Origin of the sequence: Pseudomonas sp. SAR267 (genome assembly GCF_052077595.1) — a bacterium.
Taxonomy (GTDB): Bacteria; Pseudomonadota; Gammaproteobacteria; order Pseudomonadales; family Pseudomonadaceae; genus Aquipseudomonas; species Aquipseudomonas vlassakiae.
Window position 1 is genome coordinate 2763344 of the sequence record NZ_JBQIHU010000001.1, and the last position, 20469, is coordinate 2783812.

Consider the following 20469-nt stretch of genomic DNA (forward strand, 5'->3'; position numbering starts at 1 on the left):
CCTCATGGTGGCTAATCACGCCCGCGGCCACGGTAATGCGAGCGTTGAAAAGTATAGCGGGAACCCGGATACCGTGGAACGACCCTACTCTGGAAAGGGGTATTGCCGAAGCAATGCACTGCGCTGGATCAAAAGTTCGAAGGGGTAGCCGCGCTGATCAGCCGCGCAGGCGCGTCGAACGGGTTGCGAAAACGGTGCGGGCGGGTACTTTCGAAGTAATAGCTGTCGCCCGCTTCGAGGATGAAGATCTCGTTGCCCACCACCAGTTCGAGCTTGCCTTCGAGCAGGATGCCGGTTTCTTCGCCATCGTGGGTGAGCATTTCGGCACCGGTGTCGGCACCCGGCGGGTAGACCTCGGTGAGGAAGGCGATGGCACGGTTGGGATGCGACTTGCCCACCAGCTTCATGGTCACCGCGCCGTCGGAGATGTCGATCAGCTCGTGGGCCTTGTAGACGATCTGCGCGGGGCTCTCGGCCTCGAGTTCGACCGAAAAGAATTCGACCATCGACATGGGAATGCCGCTGAGCACCTTGCGCAGCGAGCTGATCGAGGGGCTCACGCTGTTCTTCTCGATCATCGAGATGGTGCTGTTGGTCACCCCTGCGCGCTTGGCGAGTTCCCGCTGGGAAAGGCCCTTGAGCTTGCGGATGGCTTGCAGTCGTTCGCCGACGTCCAAAGCTTGCGCCTCCTGAAACGGTGAGATGGCGGGGTGAATGTGAACGATATCATGGCAATGCCGTTCAGTATTTACAACACACCGCCCCTCAAGCTGTCCGCTTCGGCGCCTTATTCGCCGTGATAGTCCAGCGGCACACGCCTCAGGTTGCAGAAGATCTGGTAGGGAATGGTACCAGCCTGCATGGCCACATCACTGGCCAGCACCTGCTTGCCCCACAGCTCGACCGGGCTGCCGACGGTGGCTTCGGGCACGTCGGTCAGGTCGATGCAGAGCATGTCCATCGACACGCGGCCAATCAGTTGGCTGCGCTTGCCGGCGACCACCACCGGCGTGCCGGTGGGTGCGTGGCGCGGGTAGCCGTCGGCGTAGCCCATGGCAACCACGCCAACGCGGGTTGGCCGCGGGCTGACGAACCTGGCGCCGTAACCCACTGGTTCCCCGGCAGGCAGCTCGCGCACGCTGATGACGCGCGATTGCAGGGTCATCACCGGCTGCAGGCGTGCGGCCTGGGGCTGGTCGGCTTCGAAGGGGCTGGCGCCATACAGCATGATGCCTGGGCGTACCCAGTCGCTCGGGGCTTGCGGCCAGGCCAGCACACCGGGCGAATTGCGCAGGCTGCATTCGGCAGCCAGGCCTTCGCGGGCGGCGTTGAACACGGCGATCTGCTGCTCGGTGGCATCGGCCTCCGGCTCGTCGGCACGAGCGAAGTGGCTCATCAACACGATGCGCGAAACCTTGCCACTGGCCAGCAGGCGCTGGTAGGCGTCGTGGTAATCCTTGGGGTGGAGGCCGACGCGGTGCATGCCGCTATCGAGCTTGAGCCAGATCGTCAGTGGCTTGTGCATCTGGGTCTGCTCGATGGCTTCGAGCTGCCACAGCGAATGCACCACACACCACAGGCCGTGCTCGGCGATCAGCGCCAGTTCGCTGGCTTCGAAAAAGCCTTCGAGCAGCAGCACCGGCGCCTTGATGCCGGCAGCGCGCAACTCCAGCGCTTCTTCGATGCAGGCCACAGCAAAGCCGTCGGCCTCTGGCTCCAGGGCCAGGGCGCAACGCACGGCGCCGTGGCCGTAGGCGTCGGCCTTGACCACGGCAAGGGCCTTGGCACCGGACAGTTCACGGGCCAGGCGGTAGTTGTGGCGCAGGGCTTGCAAGTCGATCAGAGCGCGGGCGGGACGCATGGCGGCTGCCTTATGGTGATTCACAGGTTGAAAACGGTGTTGGGTTCTTCGCGGCTGAAGCCGCTCCCACGGGGGCCGCATGACACTCAGGATCATGCGGTAGCTGTGGGAGCGGCTTTAGCCGCAAAGAGGTCGGTACAGGCGACCTTACTGCTGGTGGGCAGGCGCGGTCTGACCGTGCTTGGCGACTTCCGGGCTGTTGCCATACCGGGAAATGTCCAGGCCTTCAGCACTGATCTGCGGTTTCTTGCGCGCAATCAGGTCAGCCAGCAGGCGGCCGGAACCGCACGCCATGGTCCAGCCCAACGTACCGTGGCCGGTGTTGAGGAACAGGTTGCGGAACGCAGTGGCACCCACGATCGGCGTACCATCCGGGGTCGCCGGGCGCAGGCCGGTCCAGAAACTGGCCTGGCTGAGGTCGCCGCCGCGAGGATAAAGGTCGTTGACGATCATCTCCAGCGTTTCGCGTCGACGCGGATTCAGCGACAGGTCAAAGCCGGCGATCTCAGCCATGCCGCCCACGCGGATACGGTTGTCGAAACGGGTAATCGCAACCTTGTAGGTCTCGTCAAGAATGGTCGAGGTCGGCGCCATGTCGGCATCGGTGATCGGCACGGTCAGCGAGTACCCCTTGAGCGGATAAACCGGGGCCTTGATGCCCAGTGGCTTGAGCATCTGCGGCGAGTAGCTGCCAAGGGCCAGCACGTAGCGGTCAGCGGTTTCCAGTTTGCCGTCGATCCATACGCCGTTGATGCGGTCACCGGCGAAGTCCAGGCGCTGGATGTCCTGACCGAAGCGGAATTCCACGCCCAGCTTCACAGCCATTTCGGCGAGCTTGGTGGTGAACAGCTGGCAGTCGCCGGTCTGATCGTTGGGCAGGCGCAGGGCGCCGGCAAGGATGTCCTTCACCCCGGCCAGGGCCGGTTCGACACGGGCGATGCCGTCGCGGTCGAGCAACTCGTATGGCACCCCGGACTGTTCGAGCACGGCGATGTCCTTGGCCGCAGCGTCTACCTGGGCCTGCGTGCGGAACAGCTGGGTAGTACCCAGGCTGCGGTTCTCGTAGGCAATACCGGTTTCGGCACGCAGCTCGTCGAGGCAGTCACGGCTGTACTCGGACAGGCGCACCATGCGCTCCTTGTTCACCGCGTAGCGGCTGGCGGTGCAGTTGCGCAGCATCTGCGCCATCCACAGGTACTGGTCGACATCACCGGTCAGCTTGATGGCCAGGGGCGCATGGCGCTCCAGCAGCCACTTGATGGCTTTCAGCGGTACGCCTGGGGCGGCCCAAGGCGAGGCATAGCCGGGCGAGATCTGGCCGGCGTTGGCGAAGCTGGTTTCCAGGGCCACTGCCGGTTGGCGGTCGACCACGGTCACCTCGAAGCCTTGCCGGGCCAGATAATAGGCACTGGCGGTACCGATCACACCGCTACCAAGTACCAATACTCGCATTGTTCATCCCTCGCACGCGGCGCACCGCTATTTTGTTGATATGGCATGGATGCGCGCAGTATAAGAATCTAAGCCCAGTGCATTTCACTATATAAAAGCCTATTATTGGCGAGAATTCTCGGCAAAATCGCCTTTCACGGAGGGGCATCCCCTATGAGAACCCAGCACCAGAGCAAGCGTGAACTGGACAAGATCGACCGTAACATTCTGCGCATCCTGCAGAATGACGGGCGTATTTCCTTCACCGAACTGGGCGAGAAAGTTGGGCTTTCCACCACCCCTTGCACCGAGCGCGTACGTCGCCTGGAGCGCGAGGGCATCATCATGGGCTACAACGCCCGGCTGAATCCGCAGCACCTCAAGGGCAGCCTGCTGGTGTTCGTGGAAATCAGCCTGGACTACAAGTCCGGCGATACCTTCGAGGAGTTTCGCCGGGCGGTGCTCAAACTGCCCCATGTGCTGGAATGCCACCTGGTCTCGGGGGACTTCGACTACCTGGTGAAAGCACGCATTTCGGAAATGGCCTCGTACCGCAAGCTGCTCGGCGACATCCTGCTGAAACTGCCGCACGTGCGCGAATCGAAGAGCTACATCGTCATGGAAGAGGTGAAGGAGAGCCTCTGCCTGCCAATCCCGGACTGAGCCTAGACCAGCACCTGACGCGTGCTGGCGATGAACTGATGAACCAGCTGCTCGGCTTCGGGCTCGATCATCGGGTCCGGGCCACGGCCGCGTGGGCAGGCCAGGCGCGGCGTGGTGCCGAACAGGCGGCAGATCATCGGCCGTTCTTCATAGACGGTGCAGCCGTTGGGGCCCAGGTGCACGCAGTTCAGGTGCTCCAGCGCGGTATCCTGCTCGGCCTGGGTCTTGCGCGGCAGGCGAGCCATCTCTTCAGACGAGGTGGTGACCGGGCCGCAGCAGTCATGGCAGCCGGGCTCACACTCGAATGAAGGGATCAGTTCGCGCAGGAAATGGATTTTGTGACGGTTGCAGGACATGGCCGGAGAAACACATGAAATTTAAATCAGGCTGAATTATAAGGCCAACTGTCAGGCCTCGGCTTATTCTGCCACTTTCAGAACAGCAACAGGACTTCGCCCATGATCCACAGCGCGCAGCACGCCGCTTCCTATTACGCCGCCAGCAGCGCGCCCCACCCGGACCATTCCTTCCTGCAAGGTGAGCACAGCGCAGATGTGTGTATCGTCGGTGGCGGCTATTCGGGGCTGAACACGGCTATCGAACTGGCCGAGCGCGGCTTCTCGGTGGTCCTGCTGGAAGCCCGCAAGCTCGGCTGGGGAGCCAGCGGGCGCAATGGCGGCCAGCTGATCCGCGGCGTCGGCCACGGCCTGGAGCAGTTTCTTCCAGTGATCGGCGAGGAAGGCGTACGCAGCATGAAGCTGATGGGCCTGGAAGCCGTGGAGATCGTCCGCGAACGGGTCGAACGTCACGCCATTGCCTGCGACCTGACCTGGGGTTACTGCGACCTGGCCAACAAAGCCGAAGAGCTGAAGGGTTTTGCCGAGAGTGCCGATGAACTGCGCAGCCTGGGCTACCGCCACGCGTTGCGCCTGGTCGGCAAGGATGAGATGCACAGCGTGGTGGGCTCCGATCGCTATGTCGGCGGCCTGATCGACATGGGCTCGGGCCACTTGCACCCGCTCAACCTGGCCTTGGGTGAAGCGGCTGTCGCCAGTCGCCTGGGCGTGAAGCTGTTCGAGCAGTCCGAGGTCACGCGCATCGACTACGGCCCCGAAGTTCAGGTGCACACCGCTCAGGGCCGGGTGCGCGCCAAGACTCTGGTGCTGTGTTGCAATGCCTACCACAACGACCTCAACCGCGAACTGGGCGGCAAGGTGCTGCCAGCCGGCAGCTACATCATTGCCACCGAGCCGCTCAGCGAAGAACGCGCGCATCAGTTGCTGCCGCAGAACATGGCGGTGTGCGACCAACGCGTAGCGCTGGACTACTATCGCCTGTCGGCAGACCGCCGCCTGCTGTTCGGAGGTGCCTGCCACTATTCCGGCCGCGACCCTAAAGACATCGCGGCCTACATGCGGCCGAAGATGCTCAAGGTGTTCCCGCAGCTGGCCGATGTGCGCATCGATTATCAGTGGGGCGGCATGATAGGCATCGGCGCCAACCGCCTGCCACAGGTCGGCCGCCTGGCCAGCCAGCCGAATGTCTATTACGCCCAGGCCTATTCCGGCCACGGTCTGAACGCCACGCACCTGGCCGCACGCCTGCTGGGTGAAGCGATCAGCGGCCAGGAAAGCGGGCGCTTCGACCTGTTCGCCAAGGTGCCGCATGTCACCTTCCCCGGCGGCAAGCACCTGCGCTCGCCGATACTGGCCCTGGGAATGCTCTGGCATCGCCTGAAAGAGCTGGTGTGAAAACCAGCGCTACCCCCTGTAGGAGCGGCCTTGTGTCGCGAAAGGGCCGCAAAGCGGCCCTAGCAACTTCAGCGGCGAAGCTGAAACCTGGGGCCGCTGCGCAGCCCTTTCGCGACACAAGGCCGCTCCTACAGTTGACCGCGTCAGTCTCTCCAGAAGGGTTTGCACCCCTCGGTACGTGCCTGTTCCCAGCTCAGCCCGATATCCCGCAGCTGGTCATCGTCCAGCTGCAGCAGGGCCCGGCGGGTGTGCCAGCGATGCAGCATCAGCCCCCAACGCCCGAGCCCTTCCGGTGCGTTGAACACCTTGGTCTGCTGCCCGGCGTCCAGTTCCTTGGCCAACAGTTGCAAGCGCACATCGCTCATGCCACCCATCGCTGCTCTCTCCCATTCAGTGCGTAACCGTGGAGAAAGCATGCGCGACGACAGGCCCGGCAATACAGATCCAATGCCGGCTTATTATTCCCATACAGCATTGGTCCTCTGACGCCTGAATGCTGTATTTTCAACGCAACTGTACTGGTCGCTTCCTACAAGAAGCGTAGGAGTATGCCTTGACCCTCTACTTGAACCTCGCCGAGCTGCTCGGTGCGCGCATCGAACAGGGCCTCTACCGCCCCGGCCAGCGCCTGCCATCGGTGCGCGCCCTGAGCGTGGAGCATGGCGTCAGCCTGAGCACCGTACAGCAGGCCTACCGCATGCTCGAAGACAGCGGCATGGTTTCGCCACGGCCCAAGTCCGGCTACTTCGTCAGCGACCATCGCCATCTTCCTGCCCTGCCCGCCGTCAGCCGCCCGGCCCAACGCCCGGTGGATATCTCGCAATGGGAACAGGTGCTCGAACTGGTGCGCAGTACCCCGCGTCAGGACGTCATTCAGCTCGGCCGCGGCATGCCCGACATCGACAGCCCGACCCTCAAGCCACTGCTGCGCAGCCTCGCCAAACTGAGCCGGCGCCAGGACATGCCGGGCCTGTACTACGACAATATCCATGGCAACCTGGCCCTGCGCGAGCAGATCGCCCGGCTGACGCTCGACTCCGGCTGCCGCCTGAGCCCGGCCGACCTGGTGGTGACCACGGGCTGCCACGAGGCGCTGTCGTGCAGCATTCGCGCAGTGTGCGAGCCAGGCGATATCGTGGCGGTCGACTCGCCAAGCTTCCACGGCGCCATGCAGACCCTCAAGGGCCTGGGCATGAAGGCCCTGGAAATTCCTACCGACCCGGTCACCGGCATCAGTCTTGAAGCCCTGGAGCTGGCGCTTGAACAATGGCCGATCAAGCTCATCCAGATCACCCCGAGCTGCAACAACCCGCTTGGCTACATCATGCCCGAAGCACGCAAGAAAGCCCTGCTGAGCCTGGCCCAGCGCTACGATGTGGCGATCCTCGAAGACGACGTGTATGGCGACCTGGCCTACACCTACCCGCGCCCGCGCACCCTCAAGTCGTTCGACGACGACGGCCGCGTGCTGCTATGCAGCTCGTTCTCCAAGACCCTCGCCCCAGGCCTGCGCATCGGCTGGGTCGCCCCCGGCCGATATCTGGAGCGGGTGCTGCACATGAAATACATCAGCACTGGCAGCACCGCCAGCCAGCCACAACTGGCGATCGCCGACTTCATTGCCGCCGGCCACTACCAGCCCCATGTGCGACGCATGCGCAGCCAGTACCAGCGTGGTCGCGACCTGATGAGCGACTGGGTAACCTGCTATTTCCCGGCCGGCACCCGGGTCAGCCGACCGCAGGGCGGCTTCATGCTGTGGGTGGAATTGCCTGAACATTTCGATACGCTACGGCTGAACCGCGCTTTACTCGAACAAGGCGTACAGATCGCCGTGGGCAGCATTTTCTCGGCCTCGGGCAAATTCCGCCATTGTCTGCGCATGAATTTTGCCGCGCGGCCAACGCCACAGATCGAAGCGGCTGTGCGCAAGGTCGGTGAAACCGCCATTCGTCTACTGGCTGAAGACCACGCCGGGGCGTAACTTTGCGCCGCCTTTGGTAGTCCAACCCCTTAGCGCTTTGCCGTACAGGACGATACCCCCTTGAGACTCCAGCGAGCCTTGCCTCTGCTGCTGGTGCTGCTGCTCGGCCTCAACGGCTGCGCCAGCATCGGCACGCCCCGTGAAACCAGCCAGGCGCTGCCGGCCAGCGAGTCGGCCTTCGGCCGCTCGGTACTACGCCAGGCCGCACCCTATGAGGGGCGCTCGGGCTTTCGCCTGCTGCCCAACAGCAACGAGGCATTCCGCGCCCGCGCCGAGTTGATCCGCAACGCGCAGGCGAGCATCGACCTGCAGTACTACATCGTTCACGACGGGCTGAGCACCCGCGCCCTGGTACACGAACTGCTGCGCGCAGCCGACCGCGGCGTGCGCGTGCGCATCCTGCTCGACGACACCACCAGCGACGGCCTGGACACCATCATGGGCACCCTCGATGCCCACCCGAACATCCAGATCCGCGTGTTCAACCCCTTGCACCTGGGCCGCAGCACCGGCGCGACGCGGGCAGTCGGCCGCCTGTTCAACCTGTCGCGCCAGCACCGGCGCATGCACAACAAGTTGTTCCTGGTGGACAACAGCATGGCCATCGTCGGTGGGCGCAACCTGGGTGACGAGTACTTCGATGCCGAACCCAACCTCAACTTCACCGACATCGACCTGCTCGGCGTCGGCCCGGTGGCCGAGCAATTGGGGCACAGCTTCGACCAGTACTGGAACAGCGCGCTGAGCCGGCCGATCACCGATTTCCTCTGGCAGGCACCGGATGCCGACGACCTGCGCGCCAGCCGCCAGCGCCTGGAAGTGTCCCTGGCCCAGGCGCGGGTAGAGCGCAAGGCCCTGTACGACCGGCTCATGTCCTACCAGTCGCAGCCGCGCCTGCATGTATGGCGTAACGAGCTGATCTGGGCCCACGCCCAAGCGCTGTGGGACGCCCCGAGCAAGGTGCTGGCCGATGATGAGCCGGACCCACAGTTGTTGATGAGCCAGCAGCTGGCACCGGACCTGGCCAGCGTGCAGCACGAGCTGATCCTGATGTCGGCCTATTTCGTACCGGGCGAGCCGGGCCTGCTGTACCTGACCGGCCGGGCCGACGCCGGGACTTCGGTGAAGTTGCTGACCAACTCGCTGGAGGCCACCGATGTGCCGGCTGTTCATGGCGGTTATGCACCCTATCGCCGTGCCCTGCTCGAACACGGCGTGCAGCTGTTCGAACTGCGTCGTCAGCCCGGCGACCCGACACCTGCGCGCCTGAGCTTCCACGGCAGCAGTTCGGATTCAAGTTTGCACACCAAGGCCATCGTGTTCGACCGGCGCAAGACCTTCATCGGCTCGTTCAACTTCGACCCGCGCTCGGTGCTGTGGAACACCGAGGTCGGCGTGCTGGTGGACAGCCCGGAGCTGGCCGAGTACACCCGCGAACTGGCCCAGCAGGGTATGGCGCCGGCGTTGAGTTACCAGGTCAAACTGGTGGGTGACAAGCTGGTCTGGGCCACTGAGGACAATGGCCAACGGCACATTCTGACCTCCGAGCCGGGTGGTCTATGGCGCAGGTTCAATGCCTGGATCAGCAAGGCAGTTGGGCTGGAGAAGATGTTGTAGCAACAATTGCCGGGGCTGCTGCGCAGCCCCAAACTCTATCAGGCAGACGCGGGCTCAAAGGCCCCGGGCCGCCGGGTCAGCACCACCAGGCCGGCGGCCCCTGCCGCCATCAGCCACAGCAGCGCATGGCCGCTGATCCACTGGCTGCCCGCACCTGCCAGCAATGGCCCGAGCAGGCACCCGATTCCCCACAGCTGCGCCACATGAGCGTTGGCCCGCACCAGCGCATCATCGCGGTAACGCTCGCCGATCAAGATCAGCGACAAGGTGAACAAGCCACCGGCGCTAGCGCCGAACAGTACCCACAAGGGCCAGATCGCCAACGTCTCCAGCAGCAACGGAATCGCCAGGCTGGTAACCATCAGGGTCACGGCACAACCGCTGAACAGGGCCTGCCGCGACATGTGGTCGGCCAGTGCCCCGATCGGCAGCTGCAGCACGGCATCGCCTACTACCACGGTGCTGACCATGAACAAGGCAATTTCGGTAGTGAAGCCCTGCTGCAGGCAATACACCGGCAACAATGTCAGAATCATCGCTTCGAAAGCGGCGAACAAGGCGACAGCCCAGGCGATGACCGGCAAACGCCGGCAGAAGGCGAACAGGTCGCCGAAGGTTACGCTGCATGCTTCGGTGCTCGGTGCGCCACCCCGGCCCAACAACAGTAACGGCGCCAACAGCAACAGGCTGGTCGCGGCCCAGAAGCCGAAGTCATCGTCGGAACCCAGGAAACCCAGCACCAGAGGCCCGGCAAGCTGGCTCAGGGCGTAGCTACTGCCGTACAAGGCCACCAGGCGACCGCGCCATTGCTCGACTACCAATTGGTTGATCCAACTTTCGCCGAGGATGAACACCACGGTCAGCGACATGCCGATGAGCAAACGCAGGGCCAGCCACAACGGGTAGCTCGGCAGCAACGCCACCAGGCCAATGGACAACGCCCCTCCCCACAGGCACAGGCGCATCGCCGAGGGTACGCCTACCCAGCCGGCCAGGCGGCTGGCCAGGCTGGCTCCGAGCAGCACGCCCAGCGCCGGCATCGCCGCCATCACGCCGATGGCGAACCCACCGTAGCCCCAGGCCTCCAGGCGCAGGGACACCAGCGGCATGCTCACGCCGAGCGCGAGCCCGACACTGAGCACCGACGCCAGCACGGCAAAATAGGTTCCCCAACGCATTGCAGCCTCCCAGGCAGAATTGTCGAATTGCAAAAACGACGAAGCCGGGGCGGTATGAACCGCCCCGGCCATTGGCAGGGCCGCCAGGCGGCCCCCTGGATTACAGCTTGATCCAGGTCGCTTTCAGCTCGGTGTACTTCTCCAGTGCGTGCAGCGACTTGTCACGGCCGTTGCCCGACTGCTTGAAGCCGCCGAACGGTGCGGTCATGTCGCCGCCGTCATACTGGTTGACCCAGACGCTGCCAGCGCGCACGGCTCGGGCAGTCTTGTGGGCCTTGGAAATGTCCGAGGTCCAGATACCGGCGGCCAGGCCGTATGGGGTGTCGTTAGCAATGGCGATGGCTTCTTCGGCGGTATCGAAAGCGATCACCGACAGCACTGGGCCGAAGATTTCTTCCTGGGCGATGCGCATGGCGTTGGTCACGCCGTCGAAGATGGTCGGCTCGACGTAGGTGCCACCGGTCTCTTCCAGGGTGCGCTTGCCACCGGCCAGCAGCTTGGCGCCATCCTTGTGGCCGGCGTCGATGTACGACAGCACGGTGTTCATCTGCTGGGTATCGACCAGGGCACCGACAGTGGTCTGTGGGTCCAGCGGGTTGCCTGGTTTCCAGCCCTTGAGGGCCTCGACCACCATCGGCAGGAACTTGTCCTTGATCGAGCGCTCGACCAGCAGACGCGAACCGGCAGTACACACTTCGCCCTGGTTGAAGGCAATGGCGCTGGCGGCAGCTTCAGCGGCGGCTTGCAGGTCCGGAGCGTCGGCGAAGACGATGTTCGGGCTCTTGCCACCGGCTTCCAGCCAGATGCGCTTCATGTTCGACTCGCCGGCGTAGACCATCAACTGCTTGGCGATCTTGGTGGAACCGGTGAACACCAGAGTGTCGACGTCCATGTGCAGGGCCAGGGCCTTGCCCACGGTGTGGCCATACCCTGGCAGCACGTTCAGTACACCCGCCGGGATGCCGGCTTCGATCGCCAGCTGGGCGATACGGATGGCGGTCAGCGGGGATTTTTCGGACGGCTTGAGCACTACCGAGTTACCAGTGGCAAGTGCCGGGCCGAGTTTCCAGCAAGCCATCAGCAGCGGGAAATTCCACGGTACGATGGCGCCGACCACGCCTACTGGCTCACGGGTAACGAGGCCGAGCTGGTCGTGTGGGGTCGGGGCGACTTCGTCGTAGACTTTGTCGATGGCTTCGGCAGTCCAGTGAATGGCTTGCGCCGCACCCGGGATGTCGATGCTGGAGGAGTCACTGATCGGCTTGCCCATGTCCAGGGTTTCCAGCAGCGCCAGCTCCTCCACGTTTTTACGCAACAGGTCGGCGAAGCGGATCAGCGTGGCCTTGCGCTTGGCCGGGGCCAGTTGCGACCAGACGCCGGAATCGAAGGTGGCACGGGCGTTTTCCACGGCGCGGTTGGCGTCGGCCAGGTCGCAGCTGGCCACCTTGGCCAGGAAGCGTCCGTCGACCGGGCTCAGGCAGTCGAATGTTTCACCGGATGCGGCGTCGGTGTATTCGCCGTTGATGAAGGCGCGGCCTTCGATCTTCAGTTGCTGGGCACGTTGTTCCCAATCCGCACGGGTCAGGGTGGTCATACGAAACTCCTCCTCTTGTTTAGGTGCAACGCCGCACTGAGGACTCACAGGCGTTGTCAGAATTCTGGCCGGGCGACGAACGCACACTGGCAAGCGATACCCTAAACCAGGCGGGGTAAAGTATCAATATATTTGACAAGAACGGCCTAAAAGCCTACTGATGTGCATTTTATTAAACAACAAAAGGAGCCGCACCATGAGCATCGCCAGCATCATCGACTTCGCCCAGGTTCTCACCGAGGCCGAACGCTACCGCCCAGCCGCGGAAAAAATCCTCAAGGGCGAGCCGGACCAGGCTGTCTACAACCATTATTCCAGCCCATGCGGGCAGTTCGCCGCGGGCGTCTGGGAAGGTGAAATCGGGCAATGGACGGTGAGCTACACCGAACATGAATATTGCGAGATCGTCCAGGGCGTTTCGGTGCTACGCGACCAGGATGGTGGGGCCAAAACCTTGCGTACCGGTGATCGGTTTGTCATCCCGGCCGGCTTCAAGGGCACCTGGGAGGTGCTGGAGCCGTGCCGCAAGATCTATGTGATGTTCGAGCAGAAGTAACTATGTAACGCAGTCGGCTTGCAGGCATGCAGGAGGATGACCCAGCCCACATCGGGCCATCCTCAATCAAGGAAACTGCACATGAACAACGACGAAATCCTGCAATCCCTCGCTCATCTGATCGGTACGCCTTACGAGCCATCGGTCAAAGGCACCATTACCGAAATAACCGGTTGCCCTCGTGTCGTGGGCCCCAACGAGATGAGCACCCACGAATACGACGCTACCCGGATTCACATCAATACCGATGCCAACCAGTTGATCCAAGGCTTCAGCTTCAACTGACCTTGCCGCAGGCATAAAAAAACCCGCGTCCTTTCGGATGCGGGTTTTTTTTCAGGTCGCCGATCAATTACTTGATCTTGGCTTCCTTGTACACCACGTGCTTGCGAACAACCGGATCGTATTTCTTGATCTCGATTTTGTCCGGAGTGGTGCGCTTGTTCTTGTCGGTGGTGTAGAAGTGGCCGGTACCGGCACTCGAAACCAGACGGATCAATTCACGCATGATGTTCTCCCTTAAACCTTGGCGCCAGCTTTACGGATATCAACCAGAACGGCGTCGATGCCGCGCTTGTCGATGATACGCATGCCTTTGGCAGATACGCGCAGACGCACGAAACGCTTCTCGGATTCAACCCAGAAACGGTGGTGCTGCAGGTTCGGCAGGAAACGACGACGGGTTTTGTTGTTTGCGTGGGAAATGTTGTTCCCGGTTACTGGACCCTTACCAGTAACTTGACAGACTCTCGACATGACTCAGCCCTCTAAAACCACATGCCCAACCCGGCATGGGTTGGCCGCTTAATCTCTCAGTCTTTGGCGCCAGGCGCCGTGATTCTGGAGGTCTTACCGACCGGATCCGCTGATGCGACAGGCCGAGCCCCTAGAAAAGAGCGCTGCTTTATACCAGAAAGACTACGCCGCAACAACAGAAGATGAGCATTCCGCTGCTACGAATCGTGCGCGAGCAGCATAACGACTCGCTCGCCACACTGTCGACCGCTCGTCGCCAAGCACCTGAAAAAGAAGGTGGTCATTTCCTTTCTCGCGCACTAGGGTAGGACGTTTCCAGACTGCGCCGGCAGATGGGCCATCGACCAGCCAAGGAGCCACCATGCGTGCTGCCGCCCTTTCCTTATTGTTCACCTCCCTGTTTGCCGCAGGCGTTGCCCAGGCCGCCCCGTTGAGTGTCTGCACCGAGGCCAGCCCCGAAGGCTTCGACGTGGTTCAGTACAACTCGCTGACAACCACCAATGCCTCGGCCGACGTGCTGATGAACCGCCTGGTCGAGTTCGACGCGGCCCAGGGCAAGGTGGTGCCTAGCCTGGCGCAGAGCTGGACGGTGTCGGCCGATGGCCTGACCTACGATTTCAAGCTGCGCGACGGGGTGAAGTTCCACACTACGCCGTACTTCAAACCCACCCGTGCACTGAACGCCGACGACGTGCTGTTCAGCTTCCAGCGCATGCTCTACCCCGCCCACGCCTGGCACAAGACCGCTCCGGGCGGCTACCCGCATGCCCAGTCGCTGCAGCTGGGCAGCCTGATCAAGACGATCGAGGCGCCCGAGCCGAACACTGTGCGCTTCACCCTGACCCACGCCGACGCCACCTTCCTGGCCACCCTGAGCATGGGCTTCGCCTCGATCTACTCGGCCGAGTACGCCGACAAGCTGATGAAGGACGGCACCCCGGAAAAGCTCAACAGCCAACCGATCGGCACCGGCCCGTTCGTGTTCCAGCGCTTCCAGAAGGACGCCGTGGTGCGTTACCGCGCCAACCCGGATTACTTCGACGGCAAGCCGGCGGTCGACCCGCTGATCTTCGCCATCACCACCGACGCCAACGTGCGCCTGCAAAAACTCAAGCGCAACGAATGCCAGGTAGCCCTTTCGCCCAAGCCAGTGGACATCGCCGAGGCCGGCAAGGACGGCAACCTCAAGGTCGCCACCACCCCGGCATTCATGACCGCCTTTGTCGCCATCAACAGCGAACACCCGCCGCTGGACAAGCCTGAGGTGCGCCAGGCGATCAACCTGGCCTTCGACAAGCAGGCCTACCTCAAGGCCGTATTCGAAGACACCGCCACCGCTGCCAGCGGCCCCTACCCGCCCAACACCTGGAGCTACGCCAAGGACCTGCCCGGCTATCCGTTGAACCTGAACAAAGCCAAGGCGCTGCTGGCCAAGGCTGGCCTGGCTGATGGCTTCAGCACCACCCTCTGGACCCGTCCGTCGGGCAGCCTGCTCAACCCCAACCCAAGCCTGGGTGCACAGATGCTCCAGGCGGACCTGGGGAAGATCGGCATCAAGGCCGAGATCCGCGTGATCGAGTGGGGCGAGCTGATCCGCCGGGCCAAGGCAGGCGAACACGACCTGCTGTTCATGGGCTGGGCTGGCGACAACGGCGACCCTGACAACTTCCTCAGCCCGCAGTTTTCTTGCGCGGCGGTGCAATCGGGGACCAACTTCGCCCGCTTCTGCGACAACCGCCTGGACCAGCTGATCAGTGCCGGGCGCACCACCAACGACCAGAGCGTGCGTAGCCGCCTTTACCAGCAGGCGCAGACCTTGATCCAGCAGCAGGCGCTGTGGGTGCCATTGGCGCACCCGACGGCGGCGACGCTGTTGCGCCAAGGGGTCGAGGGTTATCAGGTGAGCCCGTTCGGGCGGCTGGATTTCAGCAAGGTTTCTGTGACCCGCTAAGTTTTTGCGGCCCGCCTTGCAAGGTCTGGCGGCTGTGGGACCGAGCGCTGCGCGGGCGGCGCTCGATCTCATAGGCGCCAAACCCCTCAAGACAGGCGCCTTGCAGCCCTGACCGTATCGCCCCGCCTAAGCCACAATCCACCCATGCTCGACCATCGACAACGGCTCGCCGTCGCCGATGATGATGTGATCCAGCACGCGCACATCAATCAACCCCAAACCCCGCTTCAGCGACAGCGTCAGGTGCACATCATCCTGGCTCGGCTCGCAGTTGCCCGAGGGATGGTTATGGCACAGGATCAGCGCCGCCGCATTGTGTTGCAGCGCCCGACGCACCACTTCTCGCGGGTAGACGCTCGCCCGGTCTATCGTACCCCTGAACAGGATCTCGAACGCCAATGGCCGGTGCTTGGAATCCAGAAACAGGCAGCCGAACACCTCGCTCACCTCATGCCTGAGCATGGATTTCAGATAGCGTCGCACTGCCGCCGGGCTGTCCATTGCCGATTCTCGCTCAATGGTCGTGGCAAGGTGCCTGCGCCCAATCTCCAGCAATGCCTGCAATTGGCCGTACCGCACCGGCCCCAGGCCGAGTTCACCGACAAAGGCGTCCCGCTCGGCTTCCAGCAACTGCCGCAAGCCACCGAACTTCACCAACAACCGTCGCGCCAACTCAACGACATTGCACCCGCGCACGCCAGAGCCGAGAAATACGGCAAGCAATTCCGCATCGGTCAAGCTCCCGGCCCCACGCTGCAACAACTTCTCTCTCGGCCGCTCTTCTGACGGCCATTCCCTGATATTCATTCCCGCTCCCTACCCGTGCTGCGGCCCGTTTCGGCCCTGTGTTAATCTATTTCGCCTCGTACATGCGACGTTCTGCCGCAGGCATGTTCAAACGTCGCCGCCCGCTCTCACTGGAAAAAGGCAAGCCTATGCAGCGGCTGTATCGCAAGCGCATCGTTCTCGGCGTCGGAGGTGGCATTGCCGCCTACAAAAGTGCCGAACTGATTCGCCGACTCCTGGAGCACGGCGCGCAGGTGCGCGTCGTCATGACCCGTGGTGGTGCCGAATTCATCACCCCGCTGACCCTGCAGGCGCTGTCCGGCCACCCGGTGCACATGGATCTGCTCGACCCTGCCGCCGAAGCGGCCATGGGCCACATCGAACTGGCCAAATGGGCCGACCTGGTACTGATTGCCCCGGCCACTGCCGACCTAATGGCGCGCCTGGCCCAAGGCATGGCCGACGACCTGCTGACCACCCTGGTGCTGGCGACCGACGCCACCGTGGCCGTGGCCCCAGCGATGAACCAGGCGATGTGGCGCGACCCGGCCACCCAGGCCAACCTCGAGCTGCTCAAGAGCCGCGGTATCCAGGTGTTCGGCCCGGCCTCGGGCAGCCAGGCCTGCGGCGACGTGGGCCTGGGCCGCATGCTCGAAGCCACCGACCTGGCCTGGTGCGCCGCGGAAAGCTTCAAGCGCCAGGCGCTGACCGGCAAACACGTGCTGATTACTGCCGGCCCGACCCAGGAAAACATCGACCCGGTGCGCTACATCACCAATCATAGCTCTGGCAAGATGGGCTTCGCCCTGGCCGAGGCGGCCGCCGAAGCCGGTGCTCGGGTGACCCTCGTTACGGGCCCCGTGCACCTGCAGACCCCCGACCGCGTGCAGCGTATCGACGTGGTCAGCGCACGGGACATGCTTGCGGCCTGTGAAGCGGCCATGCCGTGCGACCTGTTCATCGCCTCCGCGGCGGTCGCGGACTACCGTCCAGAAGTAGTCGCCCCGCAAAAGCTCAAGAAAGATCCTACGACCGGCGACGGCATGCTGCTGCAGATGGTGCGCAATCCGGATATCCTTGCCACCCTCGCTGGCCGCGCCGACCGCCCGTTCAGCGTCGGCTTCGCCGCCGAGACCGAACACTTGCTCGATTACGCCACGCGCAAGCTCAAGGACAAAAACCTCGACCTGATCGTCGCCAATGATGTGGCCAACCCCAGCATCGGCTTCAACAGCGAGGAGAACGCCCTGACCGTGATCGACCGCCAGCAGCACCAGACCCTCTTCGCGCAGACCAGCAAGGGCAAGATCGCCCGGCAACTGGTCGCCTTCATCGCCGAACGGCTCAACCAGGTTCAATAAGTTACATGCACGCTCTTCAAGCCAAGATCCTCGACCCACGCCTGGGCAGCGAATTCCCGCTGCCGCAATACGCCACCCCGGGTTCCGCCGGCCTCGACCTGCGCGCCCTGCTGAAAGAGGACACCGTCCTTGAGCCGGGCCAGACCCTGCTGATCCCGACCGGCCTGTCGATCTACATCGGCGACCCAGGCCTGGCGGCCATGATCCTGCCGCGTTCGGGCCTGGGCCATAAACACGGCATCGTGCTCGGCAACCTGGTCGGCCTGATCGACTCGGACTACCAGGGCGAGCTGATGGTGTCGTGCTGGAACCGTGGCAACACGCCGTTCACCATCGCTGTCGGCGAGCGCATTGCACAACTTGTCCTGGTTCCTGTGGTACAAGCGCATTTCGACATCGTCGAGCGCTTCGACGAGAGCCAGCGTGGCGCAGGCGGCTTCGGCCATTCCGGTAGCCACTGAGCCAAGCAACGACCGTTCAGGCCAAGGATGGCGAACTCTCTGGCGAATCCACCGTCCAAGCGTTCAGTTTGCGCCTGCCCAGAAAGCCTCTGACTAATGGAGTTTCCCGAGATGAACGACATGGCCCACCTGGCACCCGCCGCACTGCCAGACAGCATTTTCCGCGCTTATGACATCCGTGGCGTGGTCGGCAAGACCCTGCACGGCGAAACCGCCTACTGGATCGGCCGCGCCATCGGCGCCCAGACCATTGCCCAGGGCGAACCGCAGATTTCCGTTGGCCGCGATGGCCGCCTGTCCGGCCCGATGCTCGTCGAGCAGCTGATCAAAGGCCTGGTCGATGCCGGTTGCCAGGTCAGCGACGTCGGCCTGGTGCCGACCCCAGCCCTGTACTACGCCGCCAACGTGCTGGCCGGCAAATCGGGCGTGATGCTCACCGGTAGCCACAACCCGTCGGACTACAACGGCTTCAAGATCGTCATCGCTGGCGACACGCTGGCCAACGAGCAGATCCAGGCCCTGCTGACCCGTCTGAAGACCAACGACGTGCCACGCGGCGAAGGCAGCGTGCAGAAGGTCGAAATCCTTGATCGCTACTTCCAGCAGATCACCGCGGACGTGAAGCTGGCGAAGAAGCTCAAGGTCGTGGTGGACTGCGGCAACGGCGCCGCCGGCGTGGTCGCGCCGCAGCTGATCGAAGCCCTGGGCTGCGAAGTCATCCCGCTGTTCTGCGACGTCGACGGCAACTTCCCCAACCACCACCCGGACCCGGGCAAGCCGGAGAACCTCGAAGACCTGATTGCCAAGGTCAGGGAAACCGGCGCCGACATCGGCCTGGCCTTCGACGGCGACGGCGACCGCGTGGGCGTGGTGACCAATACCGGCAATATCGTCTACCCCGATCGCCTGCTGATGCTGTTCGCCCTGGACGTGCTTGAACGCAATCCGGGTGCCGAGATCATCTTCGACGTCAAATGCACCCGCCGCCTGACCCCGCTGATCGAACAGCACGGTGGCCGCGCCCTGATGTGGAAGACCGGCCACTCGCTGATCAAGAAGAAGATGAAGCAGACCGGATCGCTGCTGGCTGGCGAGATGAGCGGGCACATCTTCATCAAGGAGCGTTGGTACGGTTTCGACGACGGCATCTACAGCGCCGCGCGCCTGCTGGAGATCCTCAGCAAGGCCTCGCAGAGCGCCGAAGAGCTGTTCGCTGCCTTCCCGAACGATATTTCCACCCCGGAAATCAATATTGATGTGACCGACGAGGGTAAATTCAGCATCATTGATGCACTGCAACGCGACGCCGACTGGGGCGAAGCCAACCTGACCACCATCGACGGTGTGCGGGTCGACTACGCCAGCGGCTGGGGCCTGGTCCGCGCGTCCAACACTACGCCAGTGCTGGTGCTGCGTTTCGAGGCTGAAAGCGCCGCCGAGTTGCAACGTATCAAGGATGTTTTCCGTGCCCAGTTGCTGCGGGTTGCCCCTGAGCTGCAACTGCCGTTCTGACCGACTATCTGTTCCTTACAGGAGCCCTGCATGACCCTCGATCGCGATGCCGCTTCCCATGTAGCCGAGGTTTTGTCCGAAGCGCTGCCTTACATCCGCCGCTTTGTCGGCAAGACCCTGGTGATCAAGTACGGCGGCAACGCGATGGAGAGCGAAGAGCTCAAGACCGGCTTCGCCCGTGACATCGTGCTGATGAAGGCCGTGGGCATCAACCCTGTGGTCGTGCACGGTGGCGGCCCGCAGATCGGCGACCTGCTCAAGCGCCTGTCGATCGAGAGCCACTTCATCGATGGCATGCGCGTCACCGACGCCGCGACCATGGACGTGGTGGAAATGGTCCTCGGCGGCCAGGTCAACAAGGACATCGTCAATCTGATCAACCGCCATGGCGGCAGCGCCATCGGCCTGACCGGCAAGGACGCCGAGCTGATTCGTGCGAAGAAGCTCACCGTCAGCCGCCAGACCCCTGAGATGACCCAGCCGGAAATCATCGACATCGGTCACGTCGGCGAAGTGGTGAGCGTCAACACCGACCTGCTCAACATGCTGGTCAAAGGTGACTTCATCCCGGTGATCGCGCCAATCGGCGTGGGTGCCAACGGTGAGTCGTACAATATCAACGCCGACCTCGTGGCAGGCAAGGTTGCCGAAGCACTGAAGGCTGAAAAGCTGATGCTGCTGACCAACATCGCCGGCTTGATGGACAAGCAGGGCCAGGTCCTGACCGGCCTGACCACCGAGCAGGTCAACGAACTGATCGCCGACGGCACCATCTACGGCGGCATGCTGCCGAAGATCAAGTGCGCGCTGGATGCAGTGCAAGGCGGCGTGAACAGCTCGCACATCATCGACGGCCGCGTACCAAACGCGGTGCTGCTGGAGATCTTCACCGACAGCGGCGTGGGCACCCTGATCACCAACCGCAAGCGTCACTGAAGCTTCTGTAATACCGGGCGGGGCAAGCCGGCCCCCATGCTGCCAGATGGCGCGTGGGGGTAGGCTTGCCC

Annotated in this window: 20 protein-coding genes and 1 pseudogene; 11 read left to right on the plus strand and 10 right to left on the minus strand. The window is 63.1% G+C overall.

Translation table 11 applies throughout. The features are described 5' to 3' along the window. Positions 1 to 128: 128 nt before the first annotated feature. From ACTORR_RS13255 to dadA, 3 genes are all read right to left on the minus strand, one after another. Complete coding sequence (locus tag ACTORR_RS13255) at positions 129 to 677, minus strand: cupin domain-containing protein (RefSeq protein ID WP_027917004.1); 549 nt, start codon at positions 675 to 677, stop codon at positions 129 to 131. 110 nt (positions 678 to 787) lie between these two features. Continuing rightward, positions 788 to 1861, minus strand: coding sequence for an alanine racemase (gene alr, locus ACTORR_RS13260; RefSeq protein WP_054886751.1), 1074 nt, complete (start codon positions 1859 to 1861; stop codon positions 788 to 790). A gap of 147 nt (positions 1862 to 2008) precedes the next feature. Continuing rightward, positions 2009 to 3313 carry a D-amino acid dehydrogenase gene (gene dadA / locus ACTORR_RS13265; protein ID WP_054886752.1) on the minus strand — a complete coding sequence of 435 codons (1305 nt, stop codon included), beginning with the start codon at positions 3311 to 3313 and terminating at the stop codon, positions 2009 to 2011. 153 nt (positions 3314 to 3466) lie between these two features. Between dadA and dadR the strand changes: the two genes are divergently transcribed. Continuing rightward, positions 3467 to 3955, plus strand: coding sequence for a transcriptional regulator DadR (dadR, locus tag ACTORR_RS13270; RefSeq protein WP_003258963.1), 489 nt, complete (start codon positions 3467 to 3469; stop codon positions 3953 to 3955). Positions 3956 to 3957: 2 nt separating this feature from the next. On the opposite strand, the gene ACTORR_RS13275 is transcribed toward dadR, so the two are convergent. Next, positions 3958 to 4311: a YkgJ family cysteine cluster protein gene (locus ACTORR_RS13275; RefSeq protein WP_313365199.1), complete on the minus strand. Its 354-nt coding sequence runs from the start codon at positions 4309 to 4311 to the stop codon at positions 3958 to 3960. Positions 4312 to 4413: 102 nt separating this feature from the next. On the opposite strand from ACTORR_RS13275, the gene ACTORR_RS13280 reads away from it, so the two are divergent. Beyond that, a complete protein-coding gene (locus ACTORR_RS13280) occupies positions 4414 to 5706 on the plus strand; it encodes an NAD(P)/FAD-dependent oxidoreductase (protein ID WP_262109955.1) in 1293 nt (430 codons plus the stop codon). 143 nt (positions 5707 to 5849) lie between these two features. On the opposite strand, the gene ACTORR_RS13285 is transcribed toward ACTORR_RS13280, so the two are convergent. Next, entirely contained in the window at positions 5850 to 6080 is a 231-nt protein-coding gene (locus ACTORR_RS13285; protein WP_099815013.1) for a DUF1127 domain-containing protein, read from the minus strand. A 179-nt stretch (positions 6081 to 6259) separates the two neighbouring features. Between ACTORR_RS13285 and ACTORR_RS13290 the strand changes: the two genes are divergently transcribed. Continuing rightward, positions 6260 to 7690 (plus strand): aminotransferase-like domain-containing protein, encoded by a 1431-nt coding sequence (locus tag ACTORR_RS13290; RefSeq protein WP_054886756.1) that lies wholly within the window; start codon positions 6260 to 6262, stop codon positions 7688 to 7690. A gap of 60 nt (positions 7691 to 7750) precedes the next feature. Next, positions 7751 to 9307, plus strand: coding sequence for a phospholipase D family protein (locus ACTORR_RS13295; protein ID WP_313365691.1), 1557 nt, complete (start codon positions 7751 to 7753; stop codon positions 9305 to 9307). 38 nt (positions 9308 to 9345) lie between these two features. Here the strand turns inward: ACTORR_RS13295 and ACTORR_RS13300 are convergent, their stop codons facing one another. Continuing rightward, on the minus strand, positions 9346 to 10485 hold the full coding sequence (locus tag ACTORR_RS13300; protein WP_054886773.1) for an MFS transporter: 1140 nt from the start codon (positions 10483 to 10485) through the stop codon (positions 9346 to 9348). Between the two features lie 100 nt (positions 10486 to 10585). Beyond that, entirely contained in the window at positions 10586 to 12079 is a 1494-nt protein-coding gene (locus ACTORR_RS13305; RefSeq protein WP_099815011.1) for an aldehyde dehydrogenase, read from the minus strand. Positions 12080 to 12275: 196 nt separating this feature from the next. Between ACTORR_RS13305 and ACTORR_RS13310 the strand changes: the two genes are divergently transcribed. Beyond that, positions 12276 to 12635, plus strand: coding sequence for a cupin domain-containing protein (locus tag ACTORR_RS13310; protein ID WP_054886759.1), 360 nt, complete (start codon positions 12276 to 12278; stop codon positions 12633 to 12635). An 81-nt stretch (positions 12636 to 12716) separates the two neighbouring features. Then, a complete protein-coding gene (locus ACTORR_RS13315) occupies positions 12717 to 12920 on the plus strand; it encodes an I78 family peptidase inhibitor (RefSeq protein WP_054886760.1) in 204 nt (67 codons plus the stop codon). Positions 12921 to 12987: 67 nt separating this feature from the next. Here the strand turns inward: ACTORR_RS13315 and rpmG are convergent, their stop codons facing one another. Next, positions 12988 to 13143, minus strand: a complete 156-nt coding sequence (gene rpmG / locus ACTORR_RS13320; RefSeq protein ID WP_003253507.1) for a 50S ribosomal protein L33 — start codon at positions 13141 to 13143, stop codon at positions 12988 to 12990. Positions 13144 to 13154: 11 nt separating this feature from the next. Continuing rightward, the gene (rpmB, locus tag ACTORR_RS13325; protein WP_003253504.1) at positions 13155 to 13391 is read right to left on the minus strand and encodes a 50S ribosomal protein L28; all 237 of its coding nucleotides are present in this window, start codon (positions 13389 to 13391) and stop codon (positions 13155 to 13157) included. Positions 13392 to 13752: 361 nt separating this feature from the next. Here rpmB and ACTORR_RS13330 point away from each other — a divergent pair, with 361 nt between their 5' ends. Continuing rightward, entirely contained in the window at positions 13753 to 15342 is a 1590-nt protein-coding gene (locus tag ACTORR_RS13330; protein ID WP_054886761.1) for an ABC transporter substrate-binding protein, read from the plus strand. A 126-nt stretch (positions 15343 to 15468) separates the two neighbouring features. Here the strand turns inward: ACTORR_RS13330 and radC are convergent, their stop codons facing one another. Further along, complete coding sequence (gene radC / locus ACTORR_RS13335) at positions 15469 to 16149, minus strand: RadC family protein (RefSeq protein WP_054886762.1); 681 nt, start codon at positions 16147 to 16149, stop codon at positions 15469 to 15471. Between the two features lie 128 nt (positions 16150 to 16277). Here radC and coaBC point away from each other — a divergent pair, with 128 nt between their 5' ends. From coaBC to argB, 4 genes and pseudogenes are all read left to right on the plus strand, one after another. Then, a complete protein-coding gene (coaBC, locus tag ACTORR_RS13340) occupies positions 16278 to 17489 on the plus strand; it encodes a bifunctional phosphopantothenoylcysteine decarboxylase/phosphopantothenate--cysteine ligase CoaBC (RefSeq protein ID WP_313200982.1) in 1212 nt (403 codons plus the stop codon). 5 nt (positions 17490 to 17494) lie between these two features. Continuing rightward, positions 17495 to 17950, plus strand: coding sequence for a dUTP diphosphatase (gene dut / locus ACTORR_RS13345; protein WP_054886764.1), 456 nt, complete (start codon positions 17495 to 17497; stop codon positions 17948 to 17950). Positions 17951 to 18094: 144 nt separating this feature from the next. Further along, a pseudogene (locus ACTORR_RS13350) lies at positions 18095 to 19462 on the plus strand (phosphomannomutase/phosphoglucomutase); the annotation flags it as partial. A 30-nt stretch (positions 19463 to 19492) separates the two neighbouring features. Beyond that, positions 19493 to 20398, plus strand: a complete 906-nt coding sequence (gene argB, locus ACTORR_RS13355) for an acetylglutamate kinase (protein ID WP_054886766.1) — start codon at positions 19493 to 19495, stop codon at positions 20396 to 20398. The last annotated feature ends 71 nt before the right edge of the window (positions 20399 to 20469 follow it).

Coding starts and splice junctions, on each gene's coding strand:
- alr (WP_054886751.1), bottom strand. CDS start 1,861: ATGCGTCCCGCCCGCGCTCTGATCGACTTGCAAGCCCTGCGCCACAAC.
- dadA (WP_054886752.1), bottom strand. CDS start 3,313: ATGCGAGTATTGGTACTTGGTAGCGGTGTGATCGGTACCGCCAGTGCC.
- dadR (WP_003258963.1), top strand. CDS start 3,467: ATGAGAACCCAGCACCAGAGCAAGCGTGAACTGGACAAGATCGACCGT.
- ACTORR_RS13275 (WP_313365199.1), bottom strand. CDS start 4,311: ATGTCCTGCAACCGTCACAAAATCCATTTCCTGCGCGAACTGATCCCT.
- ACTORR_RS13280 (WP_262109955.1), top strand. CDS start 4,414: ATGATCCACAGCGCGCAGCACGCCGCTTCCTATTACGCCGCCAGCAGC.
- ACTORR_RS13285 (WP_099815013.1), bottom strand. CDS start 6,080: ATGGGTGGCATGAGCGATGTGCGCTTGCAACTGTTGGCCAAGGAACTG.
- ACTORR_RS13300 (WP_054886773.1), bottom strand. CDS start 10,485: ATGCGTTGGGGAACCTATTTTGCCGTGCTGGCGTCGGTGCTCAGTGTC.
- ACTORR_RS13305 (WP_099815011.1), bottom strand. CDS start 12,079: ATGACCACCCTGACCCGTGCGGATTGGGAACAACGTGCCCAGCAACTG.
- ACTORR_RS13310 (WP_054886759.1), top strand. CDS start 12,276: ATGAGCATCGCCAGCATCATCGACTTCGCCCAGGTTCTCACCGAGGCC.
- ACTORR_RS13315 (WP_054886760.1), top strand. CDS start 12,717: ATGAACAACGACGAAATCCTGCAATCCCTCGCTCATCTGATCGGTACG.
- rpmG (WP_003253507.1), bottom strand. CDS start 13,143: ATGCGTGAATTGATCCGTCTGGTTTCGAGTGCCGGTACCGGCCACTTC.
- rpmB (WP_003253504.1), bottom strand. CDS start 13,391: ATGTCGAGAGTCTGTCAAGTTACTGGTAAGGGTCCAGTAACCGGGAAC.
- ACTORR_RS13330 (WP_054886761.1), top strand. CDS start 13,753: ATGCGTGCTGCCGCCCTTTCCTTATTGTTCACCTCCCTGTTTGCCGCA.
- radC (WP_054886762.1), bottom strand. CDS start 16,149: ATGAATATCAGGGAATGGCCGTCAGAAGAGCGGCCGAGAGAGAAGTTG.
- coaBC (WP_313200982.1), top strand. CDS start 16,278: ATGCAGCGGCTGTATCGCAAGCGCATCGTTCTCGGCGTCGGAGGTGGC.
- dut (WP_054886764.1), top strand. CDS start 17,495: ATGCACGCTCTTCAAGCCAAGATCCTCGACCCACGCCTGGGCAGCGAA.
- argB (WP_054886766.1), top strand. CDS start 19,493: ATGACCCTCGATCGCGATGCCGCTTCCCATGTAGCCGAGGTTTTGTCC.